General features: G+C 63.4%; 16 protein-coding genes. 4 read left to right on the top strand and 12 right to left on the bottom strand.

All coding sequences use genetic code 11. The annotated features are described in order from the left end of the window. Window positions 1-36: 36 nt before the first annotated feature. The 12 genes from RW112_RS02080 to galE form a co-directional block, all read right to left on the bottom strand. Window positions 37-1425, bottom strand: coding sequence for a peptidoglycan DD-metalloendopeptidase family protein (locus tag RW112_RS02080; protein ID WP_317780197.1), 1389 nt, complete (start codon window positions 1423-1425; stop codon window positions 37-39). 27 nt (window positions 1426-1452) lie between these two features. Beyond that, window positions 1453-2367, bottom strand: a complete 915-nt coding sequence (gene ftsX, locus RW112_RS02085) for a permease-like cell division protein FtsX (RefSeq protein WP_305941538.1) — start codon at window positions 2365-2367, stop codon at window positions 1453-1455. Beyond that, the gene (ftsE, locus tag RW112_RS02090) at window positions 2364-3158 is read right to left on the bottom strand and encodes a cell division ATP-binding protein FtsE (RefSeq protein WP_317780198.1); all 795 of its coding nucleotides are present in this window, start codon (window positions 3156-3158) and stop codon (window positions 2364-2366) included. The genes ftsX and ftsE overlap by 4 nt, the downstream gene beginning before the upstream one ends. A gap of 188 nt (window positions 3159-3346) precedes the next feature. After that, window positions 3347-4462, bottom strand: a complete 1116-nt coding sequence (gene prfB / locus RW112_RS02095; RefSeq protein WP_317780199.1) for a peptide chain release factor 2 — start codon at window positions 4460-4462, stop codon at window positions 3347-3349. A 77-nt stretch (window positions 4463-4539) separates the two neighbouring features. Beyond that, the gene (locus tag RW112_RS02100) at window positions 4540-4953 is read right to left on the bottom strand and encodes a pilus assembly protein TadG-related protein (RefSeq protein WP_317780200.1); all 414 of its coding nucleotides are present in this window, start codon (window positions 4951-4953) and stop codon (window positions 4540-4542) included. A gap of 44 nt (window positions 4954-4997) precedes the next feature. After that, entirely contained in the window at window positions 4998-5471 is a 474-nt protein-coding gene (locus tag RW112_RS02105) for a hypothetical protein (RefSeq protein ID WP_317780201.1), read from the bottom strand. Further along, window positions 5452-5898 (bottom strand): pilus assembly protein, encoded by a 447-nt coding sequence (locus RW112_RS02110; protein ID WP_317780202.1) that lies wholly within the window; start codon window positions 5896-5898, stop codon window positions 5452-5454. The genes RW112_RS02105 and RW112_RS02110 overlap by 20 nt, the downstream gene beginning before the upstream one ends. A 3-nt stretch (window positions 5899-5901) precedes the next feature. Further along, window positions 5902-6153: a hypothetical protein gene (locus RW112_RS02115; protein ID WP_317780203.1), complete on the bottom strand. Its 252-nt coding sequence runs from the start codon at window positions 6151-6153 to the stop codon at window positions 5902-5904. Between the two features lie 62 nt (window positions 6154-6215). Beyond that, window positions 6216-7157 (bottom strand): type II secretion system F family protein, encoded by a 942-nt coding sequence (locus RW112_RS02120; RefSeq protein ID WP_317780204.1) that lies wholly within the window; start codon window positions 7155-7157, stop codon window positions 6216-6218. Beyond that, window positions 7154-8008, bottom strand: coding sequence for a type II secretion system F family protein (locus tag RW112_RS02125; RefSeq protein ID WP_317780205.1), 855 nt, complete (start codon window positions 8006-8008; stop codon window positions 7154-7156). The genes RW112_RS02120 and RW112_RS02125 overlap by 4 nt, the downstream gene beginning before the upstream one ends. Further along, window positions 8008-9231, bottom strand: coding sequence for a CpaF family protein (locus tag RW112_RS02130; protein WP_317780206.1), 1224 nt, complete (start codon window positions 9229-9231; stop codon window positions 8008-8010). The genes RW112_RS02125 and RW112_RS02130 overlap by 1 nt, the downstream gene beginning before the upstream one ends. A 140-nt stretch (window positions 9232-9371) precedes the next feature. Further along, window positions 9372-10391, bottom strand: a complete 1020-nt coding sequence (gene galE / locus RW112_RS02135) for a UDP-glucose 4-epimerase GalE (RefSeq protein WP_317780207.1) — start codon at window positions 10389-10391, stop codon at window positions 9372-9374. Between the two features lie 148 nt (window positions 10392-10539). Between galE and RW112_RS02140 the strand changes: the two genes are divergently transcribed. From RW112_RS02140 to RW112_RS02155, 4 genes are all read left to right on the top strand, one after another. Next, window positions 10540-11691, top strand: a complete 1152-nt coding sequence (locus RW112_RS02140) for a glycosyltransferase family 1 protein (protein WP_317780208.1) — start codon at window positions 10540-10542, stop codon at window positions 11689-11691. Window positions 11692-11778: 87 nt separating this feature from the next. After that, the gene (locus RW112_RS02145) at window positions 11779-12762 is read left to right on the top strand and encodes a GDP-mannose 4,6-dehydratase (RefSeq protein WP_317780209.1); all 984 of its coding nucleotides are present in this window, start codon (window positions 11779-11781) and stop codon (window positions 12760-12762) included. Further along, complete coding sequence (locus RW112_RS02150) at window positions 12759-13769, top strand: GDP-mannose 4,6-dehydratase (protein WP_317780210.1); 1011 nt, start codon at window positions 12759-12761, stop codon at window positions 13767-13769. Before RW112_RS02145 ends, RW112_RS02150 begins: the two co-directional genes overlap by 4 nt. Before the next feature lie 188 nt (window positions 13770-13957). Further along, complete coding sequence (locus tag RW112_RS02155; protein WP_317780211.1) at window positions 13958-16693, top strand: GH25 family lysozyme; 2736 nt, start codon at window positions 13958-13960, stop codon at window positions 16691-16693. The last annotated feature ends 8 nt before the right edge of the window (window positions 16694-16701 follow it).

Here is a 16701-nt window from a genome sequence, read left to right on the forward strand (position 1 = left end):
CAGCGCCCCGCGCTCACTGCCGCGCGGGTTGCAGCGTCAGAGCAGGATCATCGGGTCGACAGCCTGGCCGTTGAGCCAGGTCTCGAAGTGCGAATGGCAGCCCGTTGAGTTACCGGTTGTCCCTGAATAAGCGATGAGTTGGCCCTGGCTGACCTGCTGGCCCATGGACACCACCACGCTGCTGTTGTGGTAGTAGATGGTCGTCAACGAGTTGCCTTGGACAACGCCATGCGAAATCTTCACGTTGTTGCCGCCGCCGTCGTTGCCCCATCCGGCTGAAACCACGGTACCTGCCGCCGGAGCATAGACGGGCGTGCCGCAGCCGGCGCCGAAGTCGATCCCCGTGTGCATGTAGCCGCCGGAACCGTAGAAGTCGACGGTTCCGGGCGGCGTCGCGCGCCAGCCGAAGCCCGAGGTGATGGCGACGTCGGATGAGAACGGGTGCCGCAGCCCAAAGGCCGAGGGCGGTCCCACCTGCGGAACGTAGGGCTTGGCTGCCTGCCCGGCCGCCCTTGCCGCAGCGGCGGCGGCCTCAGCGATGCGGCGCTGCTCAGCTTCCCACGCTTCGCGCAGCTTCCTGTCACGTTCGACGATCTCAGCGGCTACAGCGTTCTGCGCGGCCTGGACCTTGGATAGCTGGCTCTGGATGCCGGGCTTCGCGGCCTGCAGCTCGTTGTTGATCCGGGTGGTGTCCGCGATGAGCTTATCCACCTGTTCCTTCTTGGCTGCAGCTTCATCGCGGGCTGCCTTCTCCCTGGCCAGCGCGGCATCGGCCTTGGCCTTGAGGTCCTGGATCTCCGCCTCAACAGCCTGCAGGCGTGCCTGCGAATTGACGTTGGTGGCGTTCTGCTGCGACAGCTTGTCCATTGCGGAGTTCTGGCTGCGCATGGCCTGGTCCGCGAGGTCCATCGTGTCTGTCAGGCTGCCGCCGCTTTTGGATCCAAAGAACAGTGTGAGGTTTGAGGGCACGCCGCCTGACTTGTATGCCTGGGTGGCGATCTGGCCGATGAGTTTCTTGGTGTCGGCGATCTTCTGTTTGTCGGTTTCAAGCTGCTGCGTGATCTTGGCTTTGTTCTGCTGTGCCAGATCCACGCGGGCGGCCAGTGCTTCGACTTCCTTCACAGCACTCGCCACTTTGCCCTGCGCCTCCAGCAAGGCCTGCTGGGCGGCCGGAAGCTGTCCCTGGTAAATCACAAGGTCGCCTGCGGCCTTGGCGATCTTGGCATCAACGAACTCAAGGGACTGCTGTACGCGCGCCGCCTCGGCCTCGAGAGCTGCCTGCTTGTCTTCGAGTTCGTCGGCGAAGGCCACCGGGGTGGAAGCGCCCAGGCTCGCGGCAAGGACCAGTGCCAGGGCGGCGCTGATGATGCGGCTGCCCCGTCCCGGGGTCCGGAGCCGGCGGGCCTTGCGGTGCGTTTCTGTCATGGTCAATCCTTCGTTGGTGTCCACAGCCTAGACCCGCAAATATCTACGTAAGGTCAAGAGAGACGAAATTCCAGCCAAAGTCGCGCCCAGCCCCAGGAGTGCCGGAGCGAGAATGAGGGTCTGCGCGGGGGAGATGAACGCGGTGTCAGGATACTGCTTGGACATGTATTCGCCGAGGAAAAAATGCGCCACTGCCCAGAGCGTGCCCGAAGCCAGCGCCGCGCCGATCACCGCAGCGATCACGCCTTCGAGGATGAACGGCAACTGGATGACGGTCTTGGAGGCACCGACCAGCCGCATGATGCCGGTCTCCCGGCGCCTGCTGAAGGCGGACAGCCGGATGGTGGTGGCAATGAGCAGGATGGCGCAGACAATCATGACACCAGCAATGATGACAGCGACCAGGGAGGCAGCGTTCATGACTGAGAAAAGCCGCTCCAGGACCTGCCGCTGGTCGATCACCGTCTCGACGCCGGGCTGTGACGAGAACGTCTCGCTAATGATCTGGTACTTCTCGGGGTCCTTCATGTTGATCCGGAAGGATGCCGGGAGCTGGTCCGGAGTCACCGAGTCAACGATTGGCGAGTTGGAGAACTGCTCCTTGAAGTGGTTGTAAGCCTCTTCCTTGGACTCAAACTGGAAGTCGTTGATGTACTGGGCCACGGCAGGCGACTCCAGCAGCGTGCGCAGGTTCTCCTGCTGCTCCGGCGTGGCCGTTCCTGTGGCGCAGCCGGCCGCCGTCGAGCCGTCACCGCAGAGGAAGATGGCCACCTGGACTTTGTCGTACCAGTAGCCCTTCATCTGGTTGATCTGAAGCTGCAGCATGCCGGCGGCACCGACGAAGGTCAGCGACACGAAGGTCACCAGGATGACCGACACCACCATGGACAGGTTGCGCCTGAGGCCGCTGCCAATTTCGCTGAGGATGAAGGCGAGTCTCACAGTGCCTCCCCCGCCCTGGAAGGCGAGCCGTCTCCGAGGCCGGATTCAGCCCTGTCCGGGCGTCCGCTGGCGTCCTTCAGCCGCCGCGACTGCCCCACCACCGGAATCATCGAGGTGTACAGGGCGCGGGCCTCATCGCGGATGACAACGCCGTTCCTGAGTTCCACCACGCGTTTGCGCATCTCGTTGACGATGTCGTCGTCGTGCGTTGCCATGACCACCGTGGTGCCGTTCTGGTTGATCTTGTCCAGCACGCCCATAATTCCCATCGACGTGGTGGGATCAAGGTTTCCGGTAGGTTCGTCAGCCAGCAGGATTCCCGGACGGTTAACCACGGCGCGTGCGATCGCTACACGCTGCTGTTCACCGCCGGAGAGCTCGTGCGGCATGCGGTGTTCCTTGCCTTCAAGGCCCACGGTCTTAAGGACTTCGGGGACGGTGTCCCGGATGATACTGCGGCTCTTGCCGATCACCTGCATGGCGAAGGCCACATTGGCAAAGACGTTCTTCTGCGGAAGGAGGCGGAAGTCCTGGAAGACGACGCCGATTCCCCTGCGCAGGCGGGGAACACGCCAGCTTGATATGTTTGCCACGTTCTGGCCGGCGACATAAACGGCGCCGGAGGTGGCCCGGTCCTCCTTGAGGACCAGCCTGAGGAAGGTGGATTTGCCGGAACCGGAAGCGCCCACAAGGAACGCAAACTCACCACGGTCGATTTCAAGGTTGACAGAGTCCAGCGCAGGCCGGGCTTTCTGGTCATAGACCTTGGTGACATTCTCGAAACGGATCATTGCCCTAAGTACCCTGCAGGACACGGCTGATGGAGCCCAGTACTGCAGCCGGTGCACGGGCTTTCTTTTGGGGGAAGTAGAGCTCCGGCCCCTCGACTATACGCACGGCCACCTGCAGAAAAGCTGGAGTTCCGGGGCGTGTCGCGGGATTTCAGCCACCGAATGGACGTCCCGGGCAGCCTGCGGGCCTAGTCGGCGGCGTTGCGGTTGTCGGTTCGCCAGCGGATGCCGGCATCGATGAAATCGTCGATTTCGCCGTCGAATACGGCCGAAGTGTTGCCGACTTCGTGCTCGGTCCGGAGGTCTTTGACCATTTGGTACGGATTGAGGACGTAGGAGCGCATCTGGTCGCCCCACGACGCCTTGACGTCCCCGGCGAAGGCCTTCTTTTCCGCGTCTTCCTGTTCCTTCTTGAGGAGCAGGAGCCTGGACTGGAGGACCCGCAGGGCAGCGGCGCGGTTCTGGAGCTGGGATTTTTCGTTCTGCATGGACACCACGGTCCCGGTGGGAATGTGCGTCAGTCGTACGGCCGAGTCGGTGGTGTTGACTGACTGCCCGCCCGGGCCGGAGGACCGGAAGACGTCCACACGGATTTCGTTGTCCGGGATGTCGATGGAGTCCGTCTGCTCGATCAGCGGAATGACTTCGACGGCCGCGAAGGACGTCTGGCGGCGGCCCTGGTTGTCGAAGGGGCTGATCCGGACCAGCCGGTGTGTGCCGGCTTCGACGCTCAGGGTGCCGTAGGCATAGGGCGCGTTGACTTCGAAGGTGGCGGATTTGAGCCCGGCTTCCTCGGCGTAGGACGTGTCCATGATGGTGGTCGGGTAGCCATGGCGTTCCGCCCAGCGAAGGTACATCCGGAGCAGCATTTCGGCGAAGTCCGCCGCGTCAACCCCTCCCGCGCCCGCACGGATGGTGACAACAGCCTCACGCTCGTCGAACTCGCCGGACAGCAGCGTCACTACTTCAAGGTCCTTCAGCGACTTGCGGATGGACTCAAGCTCCGCGGCAGCCTCGCCCATGGAGTCCGCGTCCTCCTCGTCCTGGCCGAGTTCCACCAAGACCTCAAGGTCGTCGATCCGCGAGACCAGCTTGTTCAGGCGCTCGAGTTCGCTCTGCCGGTGGGAGAGCCGGGAAGTGATCTTCTGCGCGGCCGCGGGATCGTCCCAGAGGTTGGGCTCCCCCGCCCGCTCGCTCAGTTCTGCGATGTCTTCCTTCAGCTCCTCAACATTCGACACGTTTTCGATGGAGGAGTAGGTGGCGCGCAAAGCGCGGATTTCTGCGGAAAAATCTATTTGAGCCATGGTTGTTAAAGCCTACGCTATCCTTCCTAGCCGTCCCGCACCGGTTCCGGACCGCTACGCCCACCTAGCGGTCAGGGCTACCGGACAAGCCTGGAACGCGCTGTGGACGCCGCCTCAATCCTGATCCCGTCCGGGATGAGGAAGTTGACGATCGGCGGATGCACTTCCGCACTCAGTACGACGACGGCGGTGGAACCGTCGGGACTCCCGGTCTCCGGTGCGACGGCTAGCCCGTCGAACAGGTCATAGGCGCCGTTCCTGCTCAAGTAGTCTGCGGCTACGCTGCGGACCCGGCCGCCGCTGAGGACCGCGGATGGGCTTCCGCCGCCGGTCTCCACCTGGCCCAGCGTATAGCTGTCCGCCGCTGCCACGGATGCGCCGTCCGCAGCGGACAGCAGCTTCTTGTGTTCAAGGTAGAGCGAGGACGCCGCCATGACTGCGGTGGTGACCAGGAGCGCCAGGAGAACGTAGCCGATAATCAGGACCATCATCTGCCCCTCTTCCCCGCTCTGTTGAGCGCCGGAATGTTGAGCCATTATCGGAATCGCCCCACAATCTGCGTGGCCGAGGCATCCAATTGGCTAACAGTGAGCCGGAACGAATCACTGAAAGGCACAAAGGGCAGCGGGACCGAGAGGTGGACAGTGACGGTGACAGCCGACCCCGGGGAAAGGCAGTCCGCGGTCTGGCAGCTTGCCTCCATGCGTGCGTTTTCCGCCGGATGCCCGTAGTCCGCGAGGGCGAGCATGACTGCCTGTTCGGCCGCAGCGCGGCCGCTTTCTGCATCGGGCTGGGCGACGTACACCTTGGCGGCCTGGTCGGCCGCTCCGACGACGGCGAAGGCGCCACCCTGGATCTGCCCCACAGTGATGATGAAGTACACGAGGGGAACCATCAGGAGTAGCGCCAGGAACGTGAACTCGACGACGGCGCTCCCCCGCTCCCCCGAAGCGGCTTCCCGGAACCGGCGGGACAGGATGATGCGAAGCCTAGGGCTGGATGGCTGCATGGCCCTTCACCTCCAAGGCCTCGCGTGGACCGATCAGGCCAATCACCGGCAGCGGCGCCCTGACCGTCACTTCGAGGACACGGATGCCTTGGAAGGTCACTTCCGAAGTGGTCACGTCCTTGGCGAAGTCCCCGTTGAGCGCCATTCCGATCAGTTCGCCCGTGCGGCCCCTCGCATCGGCCGCGTTCCGATCGGCGAGTGTGCCGTACCTGGCACCCGACGCTGCAGCATCGATCAGCGTGTTGCGGACGTGCAGGACGAGCGTCAGCTGAACGATCGCCAGGAAGAACATCGTCAGTAGTCCTCCCACCAGAACGAAGTCCACAACGGCGGAGCCGCGTTCCCGCTGGGACGTATCATGGCGCCCGGCCGGTTGCCCGGTTGTCCGGCAAACCGAGTCGTCGGCCGCCCGGAGCCCTGCGGGCATGTGCTAGTTTCCGACCTTGTCCATGGCCTGGTTGAACAGCCCCTCCAAGGCCGGTCCGGCAAGCGCCAGCAGGGCGGCCACAAGCACGGCTGACATGAGGGTGATCATCACCCAGCCCGGGACATCCCCTCGTTCGGGATGGTCGGCACTGCCGGACTGCCTGCCGCCGCGTTTGCCGAGGGCTGCCGATGATGTCCGGAGCAGCAGGGCGATGGCGTGGATCAGGGCCAGGGCACGGATTCCGAAGTGGGTCATTGGGCTTCCATTCTGTGGTTCGGGCTGGAGTGTCCCGGCAGTCCGGGTGGTCTGGAATTCAGTCATAGTCCAAGGCTGATAGCGGCGAGGCCCGGGAACACTGCAAAGATGACAGTCAACGGAAGGACGCCGAACACCAACGGCACCATCATGGCGATCTCTTTCTTTCCGGCCGATTCCATCAACTCTCGTTTGGCGGTATCGCGGACATCCTGCGCCTGCGCCCTGAGGACGTCCGCGAGTGGTGTTCCCCGTTCCACGGCCACGATGATGCCGTCAACAAATCGCACCAACGGGCCCAGGTCCGTCCGCGAGGAAAATCGCTGCAACGCGTCGATAAGGGGCTTTCCGGCACGGGTTTCACCCAGCACCAGCTCGAACTCCCCGGCCAGTTCGCCTCGCGAACTGCGGCAGACCCGGTCGAGTGCTCCGGTGGCACTTTCGCCCGCACTCACGGCGAGCGCCATCAGCTCGGCGAGGCTCGGGAACTCGGCCATCATGCGTTTTTCCCGCTTCTTGATCTGGGCGCCCAGCCAGTAGTCCCTGAAGAGGAATCCGCCAAGGGCACTACCCAGAATTGCGACGACGGCGAGGAACGGATTGAATTGTCCCCTTGCCGCTCCGATCATTACCAGGCCCGTGGCGATGACGAATCCCAGAACTGCCCACAGCAGCTGCTCGGCCCTGAAGTCGACAACGGACTTCCGGATACCGGCCTGGGCCAGCCGTCGGCTCAGCGCAGTCGACCCCGTGTTGAAACGCGTAAGGAATGCCAGTCCATCCTTAAGGAACGGACGCAGTATGCGCTCCAGCGGCCCGAACGGAGTGAGGTTCTCTGTGGAAGCCAGCAGCAGCTTGGACTCCAGGTTCTGCGACTTCAGCTGCGGTTCAATGCGTTCCGTAAAGCTCATTGGCCGCATGAACGGCAGCCGTACAACCAGTAACCAGAGTCCCGCGCCGAGGAGGAGTCCGCAGACCACTGCGCTGGCGCCAGACGAAGTCACCTGAGCACCCGTTCGTCCTCGGGAAGTGCCCCGATCCGCAGCATGACGGAGTAGCAGATGGCCGAAACCACCAGCCCGCCAAGAAGCACGGCCGCACCCATCGCGGTGTTGTATGCGGCAACCGCTTCGGGCCGGGTTGCCAGCAGCACCATGACAATCCACGGCGCAGCCACGGCAAGCCTGGCCGCATTCACCGTCCACGACTGCCGGGCTTCAAGCTCGCTCCTGGTCCGCGCGCTTTCCCGCAAGAATTCGCCCAGGGTTCCCAACAAGCGGCCCAAGTCGGAGCCACCCACCTCGCGGGTAAGCCTGAGGGCTTCGACAATCCGGTCCGCGACAGGATCTGCGAGCCGCTCCTTAAGCCTGTTGAGGGCTGGATCGAACTGGCCGCCGGCGCGGTAATCGGCGCCAAAATCGCGAAATACGTGCCGCAGCTCCTCAGGGCCTTTTTCGCCCAGCTGGATCAGCGCTTCGGGAAGCGACAGTCCGGCCCTGATGGCGGAACGAAGGTGATCAACGACGTCGGGCCACAACTGACGCAGCGTTGCGGTGCGTTTGCGTGCCCGCCACCTGACGACAGCTATCGGCAGCCAGCCTCCAAACAGTCCGAAGCAGGCCGAGATGGGCCAGGACCGGGTCACGGCAAAGAAGACGATACTAACGAACGCCGCCACACCAAGGCAGGTGGATACTAGGCCGGTTCCGGAGACGTTTTCAATCCCGGCCGCCCGCAACAGGTCCTGGAGCCGGCTGGACCGCGGTGGCCGCGTGGCGGACGGGGGCTGCTCCCACGCCGACCACCAGATGAGGAACAAGCCTGCACCAAGGACAACCCCCAGCAAGGGTGCCATCAGCGGACCTCCAGCAGGGCGGCAACATCAAATCCGGCAGCGGCAAATTTCTCGACGGCGGGCATGGAGTTGGCCTTGGGTTGCAGATGGCCGTCCGCTAGCGCGAAAACCATGGACGATTCGATGATGCCGTTCTCGACGCGCCTGCCGAGGGAGAGGATTTCCGTCACCTGCCGGCGGCCGCTGGCCTGCCGGCTGCAGTGGACCACCAGGTCGATGCACGAGGCGACCGTCGGCACCACGAACGCACTTGAGATGTTGTCACCCGCCAGGAGCGGAAGGGTGCACAGCTTGGTGACCGCATCGTGCGCCGAGTTCGCATGAACCGTACACATGCCCGGGAGGCCCGAGTTGAGCGCAATAAGCATGTCCAGGCTTTCCGCTTCACGGACCTCGCCCACCACAAGGCGGTCCGGCCGCATCCTGAGGGCTTCCTTGACAAGCCTCCGCAGCGGTATCTCACCTTCGCCCTCCAGGTTCGGCTGCCTGCACTGCAGTCCCACAACGTCGCGTAAAGGGAACTGCAGTTCAAAGATTTCCTCCACAGTGATGACGCGCTCGCGGGCGCCAATACTGGCTGCCAGGCAATTCAGCATCGTGGTCTTGCCGGCCTGCGTCGCTCCCGAAACCAGAATATTGAGTCCGCTGGCCACTGCGGCGCCCAGGAACCGGGCTGCCTGCGGTGTAAGCGTCCCGAGTTCCACCAGGTGTTCGAGCCGGCTTGCCTTGACCACAAACTTTCGGATGTTAACCGCCCAGTGGCGCCGCGTGACGTCAGGAATAACCACGTGGAGCCGAGACCCGTCCGGGAGTGCTGCGTCTACGAACGGCGAAGACATATCCAGGCGACGGCCCGAACTTTTCAGCATGCGTTCCACGAGGTCCCGAACCTGCTGATCCGTGAGGCTCAGGGACGTGAGTTCAGATTCGCCGTTCCGTGCCACATAAATTTCGTTGGGTGCGTTGAGCCAGATTTCCTCGATGGTTTGGTCGTCCAGCAAGGGCTGCAGCGCACCGAATCCGGCCACGGCGTCGTAAACGTGGCGGCGGGCGGACTCCAGCGGGCCGATCGGCGGAAGCGGGCCCATCAGCGCGCGTTCGTCGTAATCGCTGACCGCCGCCTCCACCAGGCGCCTGACCTCGCCGGCCTGCCGCAGCGGGTCCAGGCCGCGGCGCCGGATCAGCTCGCGGACCTCGTCCTCCACGATTCGAACAGCATCCATGAGTTCCCCAATACGACTGCCGCCCCCGGCTGAGGCAGTACAACTGGGTTAAAGCTAAGGGAGCATACACATGTCGGCCAAGTCACACGGACAAAACTGTGGATAACCCCGAAACGGGGCCCTGAAAACGTGGCCCTACATCACACTGGTTCTTCGTAGCCTGAAGGGTTGCTGCTTTGCCAGCGCCAGTGGTCTTCGCACATCGTGGCCAGGTTCCGCCGCGCTGACCAGCCCAGATCCGCCAGTGCCGCGGAAGGGTCGGAGTAGCTGACGGCGGCGTCCCCGGGCCTCCGGGGTGCGAACTCGTAGGGTACGGGCACTCCGGCCGCCTGGCTGAAGGCTTCGATGACTTCAAGTACGGACGAACCGCGGCCGGTTCCAAGGTTCCAGCGGTAGACGCCCGCCTTTTCCTGCAGGTAGCCCAGCGCGGCAAGGTGGCCGGCCGCGAGGTCCATCACGTGGATGTAGTCACGGACGCCGGTGCCATCAGCCGTCGGATAGTCATCGCCGAAGACCATGACCTTGTCGCGTCGCCCCACCGCAACCTGGGCCACGAAGGGCAGCAAGTTGTTGGGTATGCCGCGCGGGTCCTCTCCGATCAGACCCGATTCATGGGCACCGACGGGATTGAAGTAGCGGAGAAGGGCTATGCTCCAGCTTCGGTCTGCTGCACCGAGGTCCGAGAGAATGTCCTCGATCTGCTCCTTGGTCCGGCCATAGGGATTGGTGGCGTCCAGCGGCGCCTTCTCGATCAGGGGTACTTCCTCGGACGCCCCGTAGACCGTGGCCGAGGAGCTGAAGACGAGCCGCCGGACACCGGCTCGCTCCATGCTGTGCAGGAGATTGAGCGTGCCCACCACGTTGTTCTTGTAGTACCAGAGTGGTTTAGCGACCGATTCCCCAACGGCCTTGAGGCCGGCGAAGTGGATCACGGCGTCGAAGGCGACCTCCTCGAAGAGGCGGTCCACCGAGGCGGCGTCGAGCAGATCAACCTCGCGGAAATCAACTTTTTTTCCGCTCAGCTTCTCCACCCTGCGGAGTGACTCGGGGTTGGAGTTCATCAGATTGTCGAGGACGACTACCTCGTGCCCTGCTTCGAGCAAACAAAGCGTCGTGTGGGATCCGATGTATCCGGCGCCGCCGGTGACCAATACCTTCATGGCCTCTAGTCTAGGGCGGGGCCGAAGGTAGGTCACAGCCGGACCGCCGCCTGACGTCACGCGGCGCCCACCAGGGATCAGTCAGAACCGGCGGCAGGGTCAGCACAGCAGAAGTCCCTGCTCCGGCTCGAACGTTAGTATGTTCAGCATGACGACCCCCGAGCCCGGCACTTCGCCTGCCCACCAAACCGGCCACTCAGCCCCTTTAAACGTGGGCGTTTCCATGCTCACCCTTGTCCCGGGCGGAATGGGGGGCAGCGAAACCTACGCACGGGAATTGGTCCGCCAACTCAGTGCTTCGCCGGCAGTTAACCCCACCTGCTATGTCAACGAATCCGGGCGCGGCTTCAGCGAAGGGGCGGATGAAGTGGTGATTCCCGGGCTGGCAGGCGGCGGCTCAACCGTTGCCCGTTTGGCCACCTTGGCCAAGGGCCTGGCAATGAGGGGCTCGATCCTCCGCAGGATGCGCCCGATGGACGTCTTCCACGTCCCGTTCACGGTTCCGCTGCCGAAGCCGCCGAAGGGCACTCCGTTTGTCCAGACACTGCTGGACGTTCAGCATCTCGACCTCCCTGAACTGTTCGGCACCGCTGACAAGATCTACCGCAAGGTCTTTTACGAAAAAGCCGCTCGCGACGCGGACGCGATCGTGACCATCAGCGACTTTGCCAAGCAGAGCATCGTCAACCATCTAGGCATCGCACCGGACAAGATCTTCACGGCCCATCTGGGCGTCAATGCCGAGGAGTTCACACCCAATGTGGGACCTCGCGAGAGCTTCATCATGTATCCGGCCAGGGGGTGGAAGCACAAGAACCACGCAAAACTGTTCGAAGCCATGAGGTTGCTTGAAGCTACTAACCCGGAGCTGCGCCTCATCCTCACGGGAGGGGCCCTCGACGACCTGACCGACGTTCCCGCCAACGTGGAAGTCCGCGGCCTGGTCCCGCTCGCCGAGCTCAGGGAACTGTACCGCAGCGCCGTATGCATGGTCTTTCCCAGCCTCTACGAGGGATTCGGGCTTCCGCCCTTGGAGGCAATGGCTTCGGGCTGCCCCGTGGCAAGTTCCACCGCTGGTTCGCTTCCTGAAATTGTGGGAGCTGCAGCCGAATTGTTCGATCCGCAGGACCCCGCCGCGATCGCTGCGGCCATCCGGAACGCCATCGCCAGGACCGACGAACTCCAGCGGCTCGGCCTGGAACAAGTCCGCAAGTTCACGTGGGAACATTGCGCCGCAGTGCACGTGGAGGCGTACCGCTATGCGCTGAATCAGCGCGCCACAGCGGCGAGTACCGTTTGAGAGGCGCCATACGCCGCCTCTGAGCCAAGGCTCCCTCCCATATATAGTTGCAGTAGCCCCGCAAACAATCTGTAAGGACCTCTTCCCATGCCCCGTGCGCTAATCACCGGAATCACTGGCCAGGACGGCCTGTATCTCGCAGAGCTCCTTCTCTCGAAGGGGTACGAGGTGTTCGGCCTCATCCGGGGACAGAACAACCCCAAGCACGACCTGGTCCGCCAGACCGTCCCGGGCGTCAAATTGCTCACCGGCGACCTCACGGATGTCTCTTCGCTTGTCCGGGTGCTCGGCGTTGCCCAGCCGGACGAGGTCTACAACCTTGGCGCAATTTCCTTCGTGGCCTACTCCTGGGAGAACGCCTCGCTGACCTCTGACGTCACCGGCAAGGGCGTCTTGAACATGCTCGAGGCGACCCGCCTGTATGCCGGGGACGACATCTCCAAGGTGCGCTTCTACCAGGCGTCCTCGTCCGAGATGTTCGGCAAAGTTCAGCAGGTACCCCAGACCGAGGAGACCCTCCTGTGGCCCCGTTCCCCCTACGGCGTGGCCAAGGTCTTCGGTCACTACATGACGATCAATTACCGCGAGTCCTACGGGATGCACGCATCCAGCGGAATTCTCTTCAACCACGAGTCGCCGCGCCGCGGGCCTGAATTTGTCACCCGCAAGGTTTCCATGGCGGTCGCACGGATCAAGCTCGGGCTCCAGGACGAAATTGTCCTTGGCAACCTGGACGCCAAGCGCGACTGGGGCTTCGCAGGGGACTACGTCGAGGCCATGTGGCTGATGTTGCAGCAGCCCGAAGCTGACGACTACGTCATCTCCACCGGCGAGACACACTCCATTGAAGAACTTCTTCAGGCTGCCTTTGACGCTGCGGGGCTGGATAACTGGAAGCAGTACGTCCGGCAGGACCCCAAGTTCATGCGTCCCGCCGAAGTCGATCTGCTGATCGGTGACGCGTCCAAGGCCCATGACAAGCTCGGCTGGAAGCCCAAGGTCTCCTTCAACGAACTCGTCAAGATGATGGTTGAGAACGATATCGCCGAGCAGTCTGCCCTGATGCGGTGAACCCGCTCAGCGAGGCGGGACCTGTTCCCGTCGGCACCGCATTCCTTACGGGGGTAACGGGCCAGGACGGGTCCTACCTGGCCGAATCCCTGCTCTCCCGCGGCTGGGAAGTCCATGGCCTCGTGCGCCATGAACTGCTTCCGGGAGCGCATGGCGAGGGGGAAACCTCCGTGGAAGGGGTGGAGTACCACGTCGGCGATCTTTCCCGCCCTGACGAGGTGGGCTCGATTCTGGAATCGATCAAACCCGATCTGGTCTTCAACCTCGGCGGTATCAGTTCGGTGTACCAGTCGTGGCAGCACCCCTACGACACGGCGCTCATCTCCGGCGCCTCCGTCGTTGCCATGCTGGAAACCACCTGGCAGTTGCAGCAGGCCACGGGCAAGGAGATCCGTTTCCTCCAGGCTTCCAGCGCTGAGCTGTTCGGCGAGGCAGAGTCTGCGCCGCAGAGCGAGTCCACCCCGATCCGGCCAATTTCTCCGTACGGCGCCGCGAAAGCTCTGGCTCATCACGCCGTCGGTGTCTACAGGGGTCGGGGGATGTTTGCTTCCTCCGCGATTCTCTATAACCACGAGTCCGTCCGGCGGCCGGCCAAGTTCGTCACCCGCAAGATCACGTCCGGAGCGGCTGCCATCGCCGCGGGCAAGCTCGACAAGCTTTCACTGGGAAACCTGAACGCCATCAGGGACTGGGGCTGGGCACCTGACTTCGTAGACGCCATGGACAGGATCATCCACGCAGCGGAGCCGGACGATTTTGTGGTCGCCACCGGCGTCTCGCACTCCGTCCAGGACTTCGTGGAGGCCGCCTTCAAGGCTGCCGGCATCGATGACTGGCGCGCGGTGGTGGACGTTGACGAATCCTTGGCACGGCCCACCGACGCCGCCGAGATGAGGGGTGACATCGCCAAGATTTCATCCAAGCTGGGCTGGCGGCCGTCGGTGGATTTCGATGCCCTCGTGACTGCCATGGTGCGGCACGACCAGGCACTCCTCGCCGACGAATAGCCTGACCTCGAGTTCACACTGGTAACAGTAAGCACTCTGGTTACACCTGTAACATTGGTGCTACATTAGCCGGGTCATGAAGATGATCTGGTACGGCTGAGATGTCGCCACCGTCCGAAATGACAAACCAAAAGGTTTCTAATTTTGCGATGTGTGGGGGATCTGCGCGTTGCCGGCCGGAGCAGAACATGAGTCTTAGCAAAATCACCAGCGCACGAACAGGCGCATCCACTTCCTTCGGCGGCCGGTTGCTGGCGGCGGCCGTTCTGACCTCAGCCCTGGTTTGCAGTTCTTTCGCGCCTGCGCTGCCTGCTGCAGCGGACGAGCAGGTCCCGCCGGCACCAGTGGCCACACCGGTTCAGACGGCTGACCCGACACCGGTCAATGACTCCCCGGCGGCCCCGACGCCGGCCGCTACATCAGCAAGCCCGGCCGCTGCAACCCCCAGCCAGACCGCTCCGACTTCAACGCCGGCAACAGCACCAGCCGCAGAACCCTCTCCGACCACCAGCGAGACCGTTCCGCCGGGATCAACCATCGACGCGGAGATGCTGGCCAAGCTCAAGGCCGCCCAGGGAGCCCATGGCGCCCACATGGGCCAAGGCCTGGAGCAGAAGCTGGGCATCAGGGCAACAACCGAATCAAGCGGGACTTCAACTGAGGCCACCTACATGCCGCCCGGCATCCAGGGACTCGACGTCAGCAGCCATCAGGGAAACGTGAACTGGCAGGAACAGCGCAACATGGGTGCGCTGTTCGCCTACGCCAAGGCGTCCGAAGCCCTCAGCTATCTCAACCCATACTTTGCCAGTCAGTACAACGGCTCCCGTAGCGTCGGAATGATCCGGGGTGCTTACCACTTCGCGATCCCGAATGTCTCCTCCGGCGCCGCGCAGGCAAATTACTTTGCAGCCAACGGCGGTGCTTGGAGCGGCGATGGAACCACCCTGCCTCCCCTGCTGGATATTGAATACAACCCGTACCCCGAACTCGGCAACACCTGCTACAACATGTCCCAGAGCCAGATGGTTTCCTGGATTGCAGACTTCTCCAACACCCTGTACACCCGGACGGGCCGCTATCCCGCGATCTACACCACCACCGACTGGTGGACCCAATGCACGGGGAACAGCCCGGCGTTCAAGAACCAGCCGCTCCACATCGCGTCATACCGCACCGTCTCACCGGGCGTGCTGCCGGCCGGTTGGACCAAATACGATATCTGGCAGTACAGCAGCCTGGGCCCGTTCGCCGGCGATTCAAACGTCTTCAGCGGCAGCTATGCCGAACTCCAGGCACTCGCAACCGGCTTCGATCCTGTCCTTAACAAGTACAACTCAATGGGCGGCGCTTCCAGCCGGCTGGGAGTCCAGACGCTCCCGCTGTACTGCGGCCTGCCGGCCGGCGGGTGCTACCGGCAGTACGCCGGCGGCCAGATCATCTGGCATCCGAACACCGGAGCGAAGGCCGTCTATTTCAGCTCCATCGGCGGCACGTGGCGCGGCTGGGGCGGTGTCGACGGTCGCCTCGGTTACCCGAAGACGGACGAAACCTGTTCGGCCACGGCCTGTTCCCAGGCTTTCGTTGGCGGCGAAGTGTACTGGTCGACGTCAACGAACGCCGCAGCGGTCTTCAACGGCGGAATCGGCGCACGCTGGCGTGCCATGGGGGGCCCGTCCGGAACCCTGGGCTACCCCACTGCCTCCGAGACCTGTTCCACTTCCGCCTGCAGCCAGACATTCCAGGGCGGAAAGATCCTGTGGACAGCGTCCACAGGATCCTGGGCCCTGACATCCGGAGACATTGCGACGGCCTGGGAGGCCCTGGGCGGCGAAACCAGCCGGCTCGGCTACCCCACCAACAACAAAACGTGCACCGACACCTCATGCGTCCAGAGCTTCCAGGGCGGAACCATGGTCTGGACCGGCGCCACGGGCGCGGTTCCGGTCTGGCGCACATCCATTGGAAGCAAGTGGCAGGCCGACGGCGGACTCGCCGGCCTGGTCGGCGCGCCCCGGTCGGCCGAAAGCTGTGAGGGCTCGGTTTGCCGCCAGCTTTTCGTCAAAGGCCAGATATTCTGGACGCCCGAGTCCGGAACGCGGACCATCGTCGACGGTGAAATCGCCAGGAAGTGGACTGCACTCCAAGCCGAGAAGGGTCGCTTCGGCAGTCCTGTCAGCGACACCAACTTCTGCGACGGAAAAGAATGCTTCCAGGACTTCGAGGCTGGACGGATCCTCAAGGACCCCGCCGCTTCCGCCCCTGCATTCGGAGTGCTCCGTGGTACGGGTATCGGGTCCTTGTGGGCAGCCATGGGCAGCGAGAACGCCCGCCTGAGCTACCCTGCCACCGATGAAACCTGCGCCGGAAGCACCTGCAAGCAGTCGTTCCGCGGCGGCACTATCTACTGGACACCCGCCACTGGACAGTGGGCGGTTTACAACGGCAGCATCGGCGGCCTCTGGCGGACCCTCGGAGCCGAGAACGCACGGCTGGGCTACCCGGTGAGCAACGAGACCTGCCTGGTTAGCTCCTGCCGCCAGAGTTTCGCCGGCGGAGACATTCTCTGGTCCGCCACCACTGGTACTGCCGCGGTGTACTCCGGTGGCATCGGATCATTGTGGCGCTCGCTTGGGTCCGAATCGGGCCGGCTCGGTTTCCCCACGACGACGGAAACGTGCGCAGCAACCTCGTGCACCCAGTTGTTCGCCGGCGGCGAGATCCTCTGGGCATCGGGGGTGGGCATGGGCGCTGTCTACCACAGCGGCATCGGCGGCGTCTGGCGGGCCAACGGAGCCCAGGAAGGCTTCTTCGGATTCCCCACCAGCACTGAAACCTGCACCGCGGATGTCTGCGTGCAGTACTTCAAGGGCGGCTCAATCAAGTGGAGTGCAACGGCGGGCTACGCCATTACCCGTTACTGAGTTCGCGA

Source organism: Arthrobacter sp. B10-11 (assembly GCF_033142195.1).
Lineage (GTDB): Bacteria > Actinomycetota > Actinomycetes > Actinomycetales > Micrococcaceae > Arthrobacter > Arthrobacter oryzae_C.